Origin of the sequence: Actinokineospora terrae (genome assembly GCF_900111175.1) — a bacterium.
GTDB classification, from domain to species: Bacteria; Actinomycetota; Actinomycetes; order Mycobacteriales; family Pseudonocardiaceae; genus Actinokineospora; species Actinokineospora terrae.
The window spans coordinates 474,142-487,139 of sequence record NZ_FOGI01000005.1 but is presented as its reverse complement, the minus strand read 5'-3'; the positions used below and the strand labels follow the sequence as shown (position 1 = coordinate 487,139).

At 70.1% G+C, this 12,998-nt stretch carries 16 protein-coding genes; 7 read left to right on the top strand and 9 right to left on the bottom strand.

Annotated features, from left to right (window positions below; genetic code table 11):
- Positions 1-48: 48 nt before the first annotated feature.
- The 5 genes from BMY07_RS13800 to sodN all read right to left on the bottom strand — a co-directional run bounded on the left by BMY07_RS13800 (position 49) and on the right by sodN (position 3,174).
- Positions 49-303, bottom strand: coding sequence for a hypothetical protein (locus BMY07_RS13800; protein ID WP_092778197.1), 255 nt, complete (start codon positions 301-303; stop codon positions 49-51).
- A gap of 41 nt (positions 304-344) precedes the next feature.
- The gene (locus BMY07_RS13795; RefSeq protein WP_092778195.1) at positions 345-656 is read right to left on the bottom strand and encodes a hypothetical protein; all 312 of its coding nucleotides are present in this window, start codon (positions 654-656) and stop codon (positions 345-347) included.
- A 106-nt stretch (positions 657-762) separates the two neighbouring features.
- Positions 763-1,968: a helix-turn-helix domain-containing protein gene (locus BMY07_RS13790; RefSeq protein ID WP_092778193.1), complete on the bottom strand. Its 1,206-nt coding sequence runs from the start codon at positions 1,966-1,968 to the stop codon at positions 763-765.
- Entirely contained in the window at positions 1,968-2,270 is a 303-nt protein-coding gene (locus BMY07_RS13785; protein ID WP_092778399.1) for a putative quinol monooxygenase, read from the bottom strand. The genes BMY07_RS13790 and BMY07_RS13785 overlap by 1 nt, the downstream gene beginning before the upstream one ends.
- A 496-nt stretch (positions 2,271-2,766) precedes the next feature.
- The gene (sodN, locus tag BMY07_RS13780; RefSeq protein ID WP_092778191.1) at positions 2,767-3,174 is read right to left on the bottom strand and encodes a superoxide dismutase, Ni; all 408 of its coding nucleotides are present in this window, start codon (positions 3,172-3,174) and stop codon (positions 2,767-2,769) included.
- Between the two features lie 64 nt (positions 3,175-3,238).
- Between sodN and BMY07_RS13775 the strand changes: the two genes are divergently transcribed.
- Complete coding sequence (locus BMY07_RS13775) at positions 3,239-3,559, top strand: S26 family signal peptidase (RefSeq protein WP_245782363.1); 321 nt, start codon at positions 3,239-3,241, stop codon at positions 3,557-3,559.
- On the opposite strand, the gene BMY07_RS13770 is transcribed toward BMY07_RS13775, so the two are convergent.
- Positions 3,556-4,158, bottom strand: a complete 603-nt coding sequence (locus BMY07_RS13770; RefSeq protein WP_092778189.1) for a dTDP-4-dehydrorhamnose 3,5-epimerase family protein — start codon at positions 4,156-4,158, stop codon at positions 3,556-3,558. The genes BMY07_RS13775 and BMY07_RS13770 overlap by 4 nt on opposite strands.
- A 388-nt stretch (positions 4,159-4,546) precedes the next feature.
- Here BMY07_RS13770 and BMY07_RS13765 point away from each other — a divergent pair, with 388 nt between their 5' ends.
- Both BMY07_RS13765 and BMY07_RS13760 read left to right on the top strand, forming a co-directional pair.
- Entirely contained in the window at positions 4,547-5,731 is a 1,185-nt protein-coding gene (locus tag BMY07_RS13765; protein WP_092778187.1) for an NAD(P)-dependent malic enzyme, read from the top strand.
- A 61-nt stretch (positions 5,732-5,792) separates the two neighbouring features.
- Positions 5,793-8,351 (top strand): GGDEF domain-containing phosphodiesterase, encoded by a 2,559-nt coding sequence (locus BMY07_RS13760; protein ID WP_092778185.1) that lies wholly within the window; start codon positions 5,793-5,795, stop codon positions 8,349-8,351.
- Here BMY07_RS13760 and BMY07_RS13755 read toward each other — a convergent pair.
- Positions 8,314-8,553 carry a pentapeptide repeat-containing protein gene (locus tag BMY07_RS13755; protein ID WP_143073466.1) on the bottom strand — a complete coding sequence of 80 codons (240 nt, stop codon included), beginning with the start codon at positions 8,551-8,553 and terminating at the stop codon, positions 8,314-8,316. The two genes, BMY07_RS13760 and BMY07_RS13755, sit on opposite strands and share 38 nt — an antisense overlap.
- A 711-nt stretch (positions 8,554-9,264) precedes the next feature.
- Between BMY07_RS13755 and BMY07_RS13750 the strand changes: the two genes are divergently transcribed.
- Together BMY07_RS13750 and BMY07_RS13745 are read left to right on the top strand one after the other, a co-directional pair.
- Entirely contained in the window at positions 9,265-9,801 is a 537-nt protein-coding gene (locus BMY07_RS13750; RefSeq protein WP_092778180.1) for a histidine phosphatase family protein, read from the top strand.
- Positions 9,802-9,803: 2 nt separating this feature from the next.
- On the top strand, positions 9,804-10,268 hold the full coding sequence (locus BMY07_RS13745) for a GNAT family N-acetyltransferase (RefSeq protein ID WP_092778393.1): 465 nt from the start codon (positions 9,804-9,806) through the stop codon (positions 10,266-10,268).
- On the opposite strand, the gene BMY07_RS13740 is transcribed toward BMY07_RS13745, so the two are convergent.
- Positions 10,249-10,728 carry a GNAT family N-acetyltransferase gene (locus tag BMY07_RS13740; protein WP_245782362.1) on the bottom strand — a complete coding sequence of 160 codons (480 nt, stop codon included), beginning with the start codon at positions 10,726-10,728 and terminating at the stop codon, positions 10,249-10,251. The genes BMY07_RS13745 and BMY07_RS13740 overlap by 20 nt on opposite strands.
- Positions 10,725-11,123, bottom strand: coding sequence for a hypothetical protein (locus tag BMY07_RS13735; protein ID WP_092778178.1), 399 nt, complete (start codon positions 11,121-11,123; stop codon positions 10,725-10,727). Before BMY07_RS13735 ends, BMY07_RS13740 begins: the two co-directional genes overlap by 4 nt.
- A gap of 285 nt (positions 11,124-11,408) precedes the next feature.
- Here BMY07_RS13735 and BMY07_RS13730 point away from each other — a divergent pair, with 285 nt between their 5' ends.
- Positions 11,409-12,338 carry a diacylglycerol/lipid kinase family protein gene (locus BMY07_RS13730; protein ID WP_092778176.1) on the top strand — a complete coding sequence of 310 codons (930 nt, stop codon included), beginning with the start codon at positions 11,409-11,411 and terminating at the stop codon, positions 12,336-12,338.
- 265 nt (positions 12,339-12,603) lie between these two features.
- A complete protein-coding gene (locus tag BMY07_RS13725) occupies positions 12,604-12,858 on the top strand; it encodes a WhiB family transcriptional regulator (RefSeq protein ID WP_054051690.1) in 255 nt (84 codons plus the stop codon).
- Positions 12,859-12,998 lie beyond the last annotated feature (140 nt).

Below are 12,998 nucleotides of genomic sequence, written 5' to 3'. Positions count from 1 at the left end.
GCAGGTCCTCGACAAGACTGGTCAAGCGCGCTTGCACTTCCGCCCACATCACGAAGAAGTCCGTGGCGGATCCCCCGGCAGCTGGGCAGGCTTGGGGTCAAGCCCCATCGAGACATCCTCCAGATGCGACGGGTGCAGCCCCAAGGCGACCGAGAGCGCCTCAAGCGTGCGGGGATTACGGCGACGCTGGTTGGTGTCGTACTGCAACTCCCGAATGATCGCCTGCGACACCTTCGCCCGCTCCACCAACTCCCACTGCCGCCACCCCAACACCACCAGCCGATCAGTGATCACCCTCGCCACACCAGCCCACCCCACAGGCCCCCCGCGCTCCAACCCCCGACTCACCTGCCCGACAGCGGCGAGAACACATCCGCCCTGACGAGAAGTACGCCCGACAACCGCCGCGACTGATCATCGAAGAACCCCGTCTGAGCAGCCGCCCACACCGACCACTCCCGCCCCTGCGCGTCAAACGCCTCCGCCGCCGTCACCAGCCCGGCGACCAACCACCACGGGCACCCGAGCACGGCGGCCATCTCCCGCCACAACGCCCCCACATCCTCGGACGCCTCCGCCACACCCTCCGGCCCAGTCCAGCCGTACCGGGCGTAGACCGCCTCCCACCGCTGCACCAACCCCTTCGGCATCGCCATCTCGACTTCGCTGTTGTCGCTGGTTGTCCCCTTGCCAACGCCAAGCTACCCACACTCCGCGTGCGAGTCAACACTATGAGTGCGGGTAGCGTACAAAATGTGCGGGTCAGATGGTCGGGCTGATCGTTCCGGAGAGTTCGGCCAGGCCAGGGTTGGCAGGATCAGCGCGCAAGGCGTCTGCCAGGACCTCGCGGGCGGACGGATGGTTCTGGACCTGCTCCGGCGCGACCCGCAATGCCTCGCGGAGGACGGAAGCCACCAGATCGGGTGAACGCCGCTGGTTGTGAGCCCGCGCGACGTCGATCAGCAGGCGGGCTTGGCGCTCGGGAGAGAGGTTGGACGTGTCGGCCTTGCCAGCCACCCGCAACGCTCGGCCAGCGTCGCCGAGTTCCACGGCGATGTTGACCTCGTGGAGCAGCACGTTGGTCGGGCCAAACTCGGTGTTGTAGTCGTTGCGGTCGATCTCCAGCGTGCGAGCCAGCGCTGCCGCCTGGTCGAGGTAGCCGTAAGCCTCATCGCCCTCGTTGCCGCGAGCGGACGCCACCGCGAGCTGGAGGTAGAGCGCACCGGTCAAGGCGAGCGCTTCGTCCTCACCGGACGCGACCAGGCGGGACAGGGCGTTGATCGCGGTCATCGCCGCGCGCTTGGCCAGGTCGAGCTTGCGAGCACCCTGGAACACGATCGCCAGGCGGAACGCGCCCGCCGCCATCAACAACGGCTCATCAGCATCCTCTGCCGCCGAGATGGCCCGGTCGACCGCCACCCAGGCCGCGCCGACCTCCCCGAGTTTCGACAGGACACCCGCGGCTGCCTGGTACGCCTTCGCCTTGGCGACGCACATCCGGCGCCGGTCCGAGCCCGCTGTCTTGCGGGTGGCGTACTCCAACTCGGGGATCAACGTCCCCAGCAGCTCACTCAGGTTCTCGTACTGCGACCCGTGCGCGTACTCCCACGCCTGGTCCGCGCTACGCCCCAACCGCTCGACGTCCACCGGCGACACATCGGACAACACCGCGTGGAGAGCGTCGCTCGAACACAACGCCAAGCTCAACGACGTGGCCGCCCGGGGCCTGGTGGTCGCCGCCACCACGTTCGCCTCCGGCGCCAACTCGGCAAGCTCGATCTCCAGCGCCTCCGCGACGGCCTCCAGCACCGACATCCGATCGATGCGCCGAGCACCCCGCTCAACCTGACTGACCCAGCTCTCCGACCGGCTCAGCATCTTCCCCAGCTGCCCCTGCGTAAGCCCCCGCTTCCCCCGGTGGAACGCGATCCGTCGACCTAGTGCCTTCTCGTCACCAGGAGACGACATCACACCCCCTTGCCAGTCAACGACGTCAGGAACTCCACCCGGAAGTCCGCCAGGTACTGCGCCCGCTCAGCCAGGAACCGCTTGGTGTGCACCTGCTCCTCATGCACCTCGAACGCCGCCCTGTCCGCATACACCTCGTAGAACACCCGCGACAACGGCGCGTCCGCCACCTCGTGCACCGCGTACACCAACGTCCCCGGCTCAGTAGCGATGATCTGCGGCAACGTCTCCGCCACCAACGCATCAAACCCCCGCACAGCCTGCTCGTCCCGCAGCTCGAACCGCACCACCAACGCCCACATGGCGCCTCCCATCATCGAGGTCGCACATATAGTACGTGCCGACACCTAAAGTGCGATAGACAACTCCACGCTTGCCTGGGCTTGCGCGCCTCCATGGGCGATCACCAGGAGAGTGGCCTCTCGATAGTTTCATGACGGTCCATCGGCGAGTGCGGCAATTACTCGCTCAAGCCAAGTTCGGTTCCGATTACGACCTGAAGAGCTTCATACGCAGCCGTGGATCCATTCTTGCACTTATCGAATTCGCCACGAAAGGCTGGCGAGTGTCGAACGCTTGTCGAGTTTGTCTCGGCAATTTTAGCTTCAGCTTCTCAAGGATGTGCAAACTTCTCTCTGCGGCGCGATCTAGGGCGGCTTTCGCGAAGGCGTTCAGCCTGCCCTCTCTACCCGTGACCCAGACCAAAGGCCGCGCCGCCTGCGCGGCGGGTGGGCCTGAATAACGACAAACGGCGCCGACCAGCGGGTGCTGGTCGGCGCCGTCGGACGCGGAGGGGCGTCAGGCCTTCTTGGTCTCCCAGAAGATCTTGTCGATCTCGGCGATCAGGTCGAGCAGGGCCTGGCCGGTGGCCGGGTCCATGGAGCCCTTGGTGCCGCTCGCACCGGCGGCCTTGGTGGCGCGGTTGAACAGGTCGTGCAGGTCGGGGTACTTCTCGAAGTGGGGGGGCTTGAAGTAGTCGGTCCACAGGACCCACAGGTGGTGCTTGACCAGGTCGCTGCGCTGTTCGGCGATGAGGATGGCGCGGGTGCGGAACTCGGGGTCCGAGTTGTCCTGGTACTTCTGCTGGACCGCCTTGACCGACTCGGCCTCGATGCGGGCCTGGGCGGGGTCGTAGACACCGCAGGGGAGGTCGCAGTGGGCTGTGGCCTCAAGGCGGGGGGTAAGCAGGCGCGACAGGAGTCGCATTGTTCCTCCATGGGCAGGATGCTCCGACGGGACCGACCCTACCCCCGGCATCATCACGGGGCAGGTGGGAGGTGATCAGGTGGTGCTGGGCAGGCTGCCCGTGCGCAGGGTCCTCATCAAGGGGCCGTCGATGTCGCCGACGCTCCAGCACGGGGACGTCGTCGTCGTGGTCGGCAAAAGGCCGAAGCCGGGTGACGTCGTCCTGGTGACGTGGGACGAGCGGCCCGGCCAGGTCTCGGTCAAGCGCGCCAAGGAGCCGTCCGGGCACGGCTGGCACGTCGAGGGCGACAACACCTTCGCCTCCACCGATTCCCGCACTCTGGGACCGGCGAGGGTTCACGCAGTCGTCATGTTCCGGCTCTGGCCGCGCCCGGGACGCCTCTAGCTCGCACGCAGCTTCTCGTACCGGGCGACGCAGTCCGAGTACTGCGGCAGCAACCCGGCAGCCGCAGCTTCGGCCAAGGTCGGCGCCGAGGTGTCCTTATCCGACATCAGCGGCTCCAGCTCGGGCGCCCACGGCAGCGCCAACTCCGGGTCGAGCGGGTTGATGCCGCGCTCGGCCGACGGGTTGTACCCCGTGGAGCACAGGTACGAGATGACCGTGTCGTCCTCCAGCGCCACGAACCCGTGCCCGACGCCCTCCGGCACGTACACGGCGCGGAAGTCCACCGGGTCCAGCCGCACCACGTCCCACGCGCCGAAGGTCGGCGAGCCGACCCGGATGTCGACGACGTAGTCCAGCAGCGCGCCCTGCGGGCAGTACACGTACTTCGCCTGGCCGGGCGGCACGTCGGCGAAGTGCAGGCCGCGGATGGAGCCCTTGCGGGAGCGGCTGTGGTTGGTCTGCGCGACGGTCAGCGGGTGGCCGACCGCCTTGGTGAACGCCTCGCCCTGGAACGGGGAGACGAAGACGCCGCGCGAGTCGGGGAACGAGCGCGGGGTGAACTCGAAGGCGTCCGGGACGCGCAGCTCTCGTGCCTGCATGGGTGCAGCGTAGGGCGCACCGCCCGGGGGGTCGCAGCCGCCGCTGGTCACGCAGCGAAAACGTGAGCCGCCGCTAGCAAGCCGGACGGACGTCTTGGGAAAACCGCCTCTGACCTGCGGAAAATGCCGCCAGGATGTGATCCCCACCGCAGACACCGGTGTCCGGGTGCTGGCAGACTGTGCCCACCGAAGCGCCGTCCGCACGCGCGTCCCACACCCCGGGGCGCCCGCCCGGGCCCGCACCCAGGCAGCCGAACCACCGACTCCGCACGTCCCGCGGACCCCCACCGAGCGCACCCAGCTGTGCCGTTGGCGCGCGTCCGCGACCCCATCCGCTCCGCGCCAGCCCTGCGTCGAGCACTCACTTGAGCGAGATCCAGGAGGACGCATGACCGCGTTGAACGAGCGGGCCAGCAGCAGTCCGGTCACCGACGAGGAGATCTTCGCCGCGCACGAGGGCGGCAAGCTCGGCATCGCGGTGACCAAGCCGCTGGCCGACCCCAGGTCGCTGTCGATCGCCTACACCCCCGGCGTGGCCAGGGTGAGCCGCGCGATCGCCGAGGACAACGCGCTCGCCGCCCGCTACACCTGGGCCTCGCGCCTGGTCGCGGTGGTCTCCGACGGCACGGCGGTGCTCGGGCTCGGCGACATCGGCGCGGCCGCGTCGCTGCCGGTCATGGAGGGCAAGGCGGCGCTGTTCAAGACCTTCGGCGGGCTCGACTCGATCCCGCTGGTGCTCGACACCACCGACGTCGACGAGATCGTCGAGACCCTGGTGCGGCTGCGGCCCTCGTTCGGCGCGGTCAACCTGGAGGACGTCTCGGCGCCGCGCTGCTTCGAGCTGGAGGCGCGGCTGATCGAGGCGCTCGACTGCCCGGTCATGCACGACGACCAGCACGGCACCGCCATCGTCCTGCTCGCCGCGCTGCGCGGCGCGAACACCGTGCTCGGCAAGGACATCGCGGGCCAGCGGGTCGTCATCGCGGGCGCGGGCGCGGCGGGCGTGGCCTGCGCGAAGATCCTCATCGCCGCGGGCGCGGGCGAGGTGACGATGCTCGACTCGCGCGGCATCATCCACTCCGGTCGGGACAACCTGAACCCGGTCAAGGCCGAGCTGGCCGAGGTCACCAACGCCTCCGGGCTGCGCGGCGGCCAGGCCGAGGCGCTGCGCGGCGCGAACGTGTTCGTCGGGCTCTCGGCGGGCACCGTGCCGGAGGAGCTCGTGGCGACGATGGCCGGTGACGCCATCGTGTTCGCGCTGTCGAACCCAGACCCGGAGATCCACCCGGAGGTGGCCGCCCGGCACGCCGCCATCGTGGCCACCGGCCGCAGCGACTTCCCGAACCAGATCAACAACGTGCTGGCCTTCCCCGGTATCTTCCGCGGCGCGCTGGACGCCGGTGCCAGGCGGATCACCGAATCGATGAAGCTGGCCGCGGCCGACGCCATCGCCGCGGTCGCCGCCGACGACCTCGCGGCGGACCGGATCGTGCCCAGCGCGCTCGACCCGAGGGTCGCCCCCGAGGTCGCGGCGGCTGTCGCACGGGCGGCGCTGGCCGACGGGGTAGCCTGAGAGCCGGCGGGATGCTCGGCAGGTGCCCCACCCGCCTACTCGAGGGTGGAGGGAACGCGCCGTGGCCGAGCATGTCGTGCGCGCCGGACTCCCCGGGGTCGCGCTGCCACCAGGCGGGTTCGACGGCGACGCCGGTCGGGTGCTCGCGCCCGACCTGGCGAGACCGGATGCCGCCGGGCCTGCCGACGACCCGGCGGTGGAGCGCGCCCTGCTGCTGGAGGCCCAGCGCATCGCGCGGATGGGCAGCTGGACGCTCGACGTGCGCACCGGTCAGGCCTACCTGTCCGAGGGGCTGCGGAGCCTGTGCGGGTTGCCCGCGCGCGCCACGCTGACCGACCTGCTCGCCCTGGTGCACCCCGAGGACCTGCCCGTGCTCGACGACTTCCAGGTCGCGCTGCGGGCGCGCCGCTCGTCGCAGCCGCTGGAGCTCGAGGTCCGCGACGACACCGGCCAGCGGTCCTACCTGGTCCGCGCCCGCCCGGAGTTCGAGTCGGGCGGGCGTGTGGTCCGGGTGCACGGCACCGTGCAGGACTTCACCCGCTTCCGCGCGCTGGAGCGGCAGCTGAGCCAGGACGGGCGGCTGTTCCGCGAGGCGCAGCGGGTGGCCAGGCTGGGCACCTGGGAGTGGAACACCGTCACCGGCGAGTGCCTGTGGTCGTCGATGCTCTACGAGCTGTTCGGCGTCGAGGCGGGCAGCAAGATCACCTACCGGGACTACCTGCAGCTGGTGCACCCGGACGACCGCAGCTGGGTCGACCAGCGCTGGCAGGAGCTGGCGGGCACGCGGCGCCCGGTCGAGTGCGAGCACCGGGTGATCCGGCCGGACGGCAAGCGCAGGGTGTTCCGGGTGCGCGGCGAGTCGGCCGGTACCGACAGCGACCGCGGCATCATGATCGGCACCGCGCAGGACGTCACCGAGCAGCGCTCCACCGAGACCAGGATGCAGCGCTCCAGCAAGCGGTTCACCGACCTGGTCGCCATAACGCCGGTCGGCATCGCCCTGTTCGACGACTCGGAGCGGCTGGTCGACGCGAACGACGCGCTGTGCTCGCTGCTGGGCCTGGACCTGGAGCGGCTGCGCGGGATGACCGCCGAGCAGCTCACCCACCCGGATGACCGGGACGGCCGCCGCGGCCGGGAGTCGCAGTCGTTCCACAGCGGCCAGCGGGTCCTGGTGACGGCCACCGGCAAGCCGGTCTACTGCGAGCTCAACGCCACGGTGTCGGTCGCCGACGACGGCCAGCGGTTCTGGCTGGTCGTGTTCGCCGACGTCACCGACCGCCGCCGGGCCGCGGAGCGCCTGCGGTACCAGGCGACGCACGACGAGCTGACCGGGCTGCCCGGCCGCGCGGCGGTCAAGGAGCTGCTGGGCAAGCTGCTCGGCGGGCGCGACTACGAGCGGATCGCGCTGCTGTTCTGCGATGTGGACAACTTCAAGCGGGTCAACGACTCGCTCGGCCACGACGTCGGCGACGAGCTGATCACGGCGCTGGCCAGGCGGTTGGAGCGCGGCCTGCCGCCCAGCTGCACGGTGGCGCGGATGTCCGGCGACGAGTACGTGATCATCTGCTCCGATGTGGAGGAGGCGGGCGGGGTCGAGGCGCTGGCCAACCAGGTGGCCAGCCTGCTGCGCACCGCGGTGCCGGTCCGTGACCAGTTGTTGCGGGTCTCCGCCTGCATCGGCGCGGCCGTGCCGAGCGGCCCGGAGACCAGCGGCGCCGACCTGCTGCGCTACGCCGACGCCGCCATGTTCGCCGCCAAGGCCCGCGGCACCGGCCGGGTGTCCATCGCCTCGGACAAGCTGATCGCCTCGGCCAACAGCCAGATGCTGCTGGAGGGCCAGCTCCGCGAGGCGATCATGAACGACCAGCTGGTCCTGCACTACCAGCCGGTCGTCGGCCCGGACGGCACCGTGCTCTCCGCCGAGGCCCTCGTCCGCTGGCCGCACCCCGAGCGGGGTTTGCTGTACCCGGGCGACTTCCTGCCGGTGGCCGAGCAGGGCGACCTGCTCGGCGAGCTGGACCGCTGGGTGCTGCGCGCGGCGTTCATCGAGGCGGCCGAGTGGCCGCAGCTGTGCGGCGGCATCCTCGGCGGCGGCGTCGGCATCGCGGTCAACCTGGCCGGTCTGGTCCCCGGCGACCCGGAGTTCGTCGACGTGGTGTCCGCGACCGTCGCCGCGACCGGGATCGCGTGGGACCGGGTCGTGCTGGAACTGGTGGAGACGAGCCTGATCGACCTGCCCTCGCGCAGCCGGGAGGCCATGGCGGAACTGGTCGAGCGCGGCGTCCGGTTCGCGGTGGACGACTTCGGCACCGGGTACTCGTCGCTGGCCAGGCTCAAGGAACTGCCCGCCCAGATCATCAAGATCGACCGCCGCTTCGTGTCCGGGGTGGCCACGGACGCCTCGGACTTCGCCGTCGCGCGCGCGTTGGTGGACATGGCGCGGGCGATGGGGCGCAGTTGCGTGGCGGAGGGCGTGGAGAACGCGACCCAGTTCCACGTGCTGCGCGGGGTCGGCGTGGACGCCTACCAGGGGTGGCTGCTGTCGAAGCCGTTGCCTGCCAAGGAGTTCCGGGAGATCCTCAAGCTCGGGCCGGTGCACATCCCGCGCGGGAACTAGCCCGCCGGGCGGGTGAGCCCTCGAACACCGTGTTGCCGTAGAACTCGCACCGGGAGAAGTTGGCGCCGTCCACGTCGCAATAGGACATCGTCAGCGAGATCAGCACCGCCCCGGACAGGTCGAGGTGGAACGTGGTGCCGTCCTCGCCCCAGCAACGCCACTTCCGCTGGTCCTGCGGGACCCCGCCGCTCAGATGGCGCACCAGGATCTGCTGCGCACTCCCACATACCGACACACTCGCCCACCGGTTGATCACCGTTACCAGCGCACAGCGCTCACGACCTGGGCACTCGCGGTGGGTGATGGCGTGGTCGGAGGGGACGGCTGGATCGAGCACCGGTAACTGGCGATGGACGCGGCGGCTTGGTGACGTGAGCTACTCGGCGGCGACCAGTGCGGCATTGCGGTGGAAGGCGGGGCGATCACATTATTGCCAGCATCACGCGCAGGTGCCCGGTGGTAACTGGTCTTGAGCAACTCATCACGCATCCTTCGGTGGCTCTCGACTCAATGTGGCCGCGCGTGTCGGGGCCGATGTTGATTGGGCGGCGATCAGATGGATGTGGAGGATGCGGGGTGGGTGGGGATGGGGTGTGGAGCGGCAGTAGCCGGGTTTCCGCCGATGGCTAATGAGCCTAAGCGGCGGTTTCCGGGGCGGTGGGTGCGGGGTGGTGATTCGGGGTTCGTCGTTTACACCCATCTATTCGCGAGTCGGGTGTCGTGGCGCGCGGGAATGGTGGGCGGGCTGTTGTGCGCGGTTGCCGAGGGCAAGGCCCGCGAGTGTGGCAGTCACGAGTCCGTCGTTCGGCGGGGGTGCCGATGGGCTGCTGCCGTCCAGGTCCGAGTGGGGCGGGGGCGGGACCTGGGGTGGTTGTGGCGGCGTGGGTGGGGGGTGTGGGGTTAGATCGCGGGTATGAGCGTGTACCTGTTGCGGCACGGGGCTACTGAGTGGTCGGACACGGGCAGGCATACCGGGCGGACGGATGTGCGGCTTACGGAGGCTGGGCGGGCCAGGGCCAAGGGGGTTCGGTTGCCGCGGGATCTTCCTGTGGTCAGTAGTCCTAGGTCTAGGGCTCTGGACACGGCTGAGTTGGCTGGGCTCACGGTCACCGAGGTCACCGAGGACCTGGCCGAGTGGGATTACGGCGACTACGAAGGGCTCACCACCCCGCAGATCCGGGAGACCGTGCCCGGGTGGACCGTCTGGACGCATCCCTGCCCCAACGGGGAGACCGCTGAGCAGGTCACCGAGCGCGCGCGGCGGGTGCTCGCGAACGCCGACAATGTGATCCTCGTGGGTCACGGGCACTTCAGCCGGGTGTTGGCGGCGGTGTGGATCGGGCAGACGGCGGGGTTCGGTGTCCACTTCCGACATGACCCGGCTACCTTCACCGTGCTCGACCACGAGCGGGAGTCACCCCAGATCGCCAGAGTAGGAGCCACGTCTTGACCATCCGGCGGGTACAGGAGTCCGATGTAGACAGCATCGTCGGTCTCGTCTACGAGTTGGCCGAGTACGAGCGCGCGCGGCACGAGTGCCACCTCACCGCCGAGCAGCTGCACCGGTCGCTCTTCGGCGACACCCCGGCGCTCTTCGGGCATGTGGCCGAAGTGGACGGTCAAATAGCAGGCTGTGCGTTGTGGTTCCTCAACTTCTCCACCTGGCGCGGGACGCACGGCATCTACCTCGAAGACCTCTACGTCACCCCGGGCATGCGCGGGCACGGCCTGGGCAAGTCGCTGCTGCAGGCCCTCGCCCAGGAGTGCGTTGACAAGGGCTACCAGCGGCTGGAGTGGTCGGTGCTCGACTGGAACGAGCCCGCCATCGGCTTCTACAAGTCCCTGGGGGCGGTCCCGATGGACGAGTGGACCGTCTTCCGGCTCACCGACCAGGCGCTCACAGATCTCGGTACATGATGTGGATCGGCACGCGGCCCAGGGTCGCGTGCCGGAACCCGCCGGGGATGGTGGCGACGACCTCGAAGCCGAGGGAGCGCCACAGGGCCACCGCCCCGGTGTTGGTGGAGATGACCGCGTTGAACTGCATGCCGGTGTAGCCGCCGGAGCGGGCGTGGTCCAGGACCGCCGTGGCCAGTGCGCGGCCGATGCCCCTGCCCGCGCGGGACGGGTCGACCATGAAGCCCGCGTTGGCGACGTGGTCGCCGAGGCCGGGCTGGTTGGGCTTGAGCAGCGCCGTGCCGACCACCTCGTCGCCCTCGACCGCGACGAAGACCTCGCCGGACATCCACAGCGCGCGGGCCTGCTCGTACCGGGTGGCCGGGTCCCACATGTACGTCGTGCCCGCGGCGACGACGCCGTGCCAGATCGGCCAGATCCGCTCCCAGTCGGCCGCGTCGGCCAGCCGGACGGTGATCACTGCGGCTCCTCCCCCTGCGCCCACAGGTTGGTCGCGGGCCGGAACAGCAGGACGAGGGTCACCAGCGACAGCACCGCGACCGGCACCCCGTAGAGCGGCCGCCCGGACGGCCCGATCGCGTACCAGGCGACCCCGAGCAGCAGGACCTGCAGCACCACCGACGGGCTGCGCGCCCACGTCTTGCCGATCAGCAGCCCGCCAGCGCAGGCGAGCACCCCGGCCGCGAGTACCGCGAAGTACGCCGCCTCACCGAAGACGTTCGTACCCAGCTCGGAGTCGCCGGACAGGCCCCTGACCAGCAGCAGCACGGTGAACACGAGCGCGACGAGCCCTTGCAGGCCGACGAGCGCGCCCGCGGCGAGCACGGTGCGGGGGGCGGTGGAGGACAGTCGCACGGGCGGCCTTCCCGAGTCGTCGGCGGCGGTGACTGGCGCGCGGTGACCCTGCGTGCACGCCGTCGATGCTATCGCCACCCGGACGGCCGGTCGTCTGGCGCGAGCGGGCGAGGGAAGATCTGGGGTGTCAGCTCCTCGCGGATCGACGGGACAGACGGTCGTCTGGGTGCACCTGCCGAGCCTGAGGTCGACGCGGACGGGAAGGGGCGTTGCCGACGGCGGGCGTGTGCCGTCTCTCACCACAGGGCGGTCGGGAATCCGGTCCACCTCGCTTACGCTCGGGTAATGCGCGCTGTCCTCGTGGTGAACCCGCAGGCGACCGCCACCACCCCGGCGGGTCGGGACGTGCTGGCGCACGCTCTGGCCAGCCAGGTGAAGCTGGAGGTCGTCGAGACCGACTACCGGGGGCACGCCCTCACCGCCGCCGCGCAGGCCGCGGTGGACGGCGCCGACCTGGTGGTCGCGCACGGTGGCGACGGCACGGTCAACGAGGTCGTCAACGGGCTGCTCGCCGCGGGCCCGTCCGGCGCGGTGCCGATGCTCGGCGTGGTGCCAGGGGGTTCGGCGAACGTGTTCGCCCGCGCGCTCGGACTGCCGCGCAACCCGGTCGAGGCGACGCACGTGCTGTTGCAGGCGATCGAGCAGGGTCTCAGCCGCCGGGTCGGGCTGGGGCTGGTCGAGTCCGGGCCGTCGCGGCGGTGGTTCACCTTCAACGCGGGCATGGGCTGGGACGCAGATGTGGTCGCGGGCGTGGACCGCAGGCGCGGCAAGCGGGCCAGCCCGTCGTTGTACGCCCGGGTCGCGATCGCGCGCTACGCCCGGCCGGGGCACAGCCGCCCGGACCTGACCGTGCAGCTGCCCGGCGAGGACCCGATCACCGGACTGCGGCTGGCCTTCGTCTCCAACACCGACCCGTGGACCTACCTCGGCGCGCGCCCGATCCACCTCAACCCGGGCTGCGGGTTCGAGACCGGGCTCGGCATGTTCGGGCTGCGCACCCTGGGCGTGCCGACTGTGCTGCGCCACTTCCGCCAGGCGCTCAGCGACAAGGGTGTGCAGCGCGGGAAAAACCTGGTGCGCCGGGACAACGTTTCGAGGATCGTGGTCAGCGCGCCGGAGCCGGTGCGGTTGCAGTGCGACGGCGACCTCATCGGCGAGCGCACGCGAGTGGAGTTCGTGTCCGTCCCGTCCGCACTGTCGGTCGCTGTGGTCTAGACCACAATGCGGAGTGGTGACGGCACCGCCCGACCGGGTGGGGACACCGCCCCCGGACGTACGGCGTGAGCGCACTGCGACGTGATCAAATCGTTGCGCTCCGCATCGACAGGCCGCTGACCTGTCACTTTCGGGTGAGTTCACTCACCGGGCGGAGAACAACCCTTGACATCTCCCGCGTTCGTGAAAGCATTCACAAGCACCCCGACGACCGGATCACGACTAGAGGCGCGTCCAACCGCGCCCGAGCGAGGAGCACGTAGAAATGGACTGGCGCCACCGCGCGGCCTGCCGTGACGAGGACCCCGAGCTGTTCTTCCCGGTGGGAACCAGCGGTCCTGCGATCCTGCAGGTCTCCGAGGCGAAGGCCGTTTGCCACCGCTGCCCCGTCGCTTCCAACTGCCTGTCATGGGCGCTCGAGAGCGGCCAGGACGCTGGCGTTTGGGGCGGTATGAGTGAGGACGAGCGCCGCGCGCTGAAGCGCCGCAACGCTCGCACACGGGCACGCAGCAACGCCTGAGCGAACGACACTGGGCGACCCCTGTCTGCGGAAAGCGCAGACAGGGGTCGTTCTCTGTGTTGTGTGGGGGCCGAGCCCCCACGCCCCCAGCCGGGAGGGCTTCGCCCCCCGGACCCCCCGGCTTGAGTCGCCGATGTGTG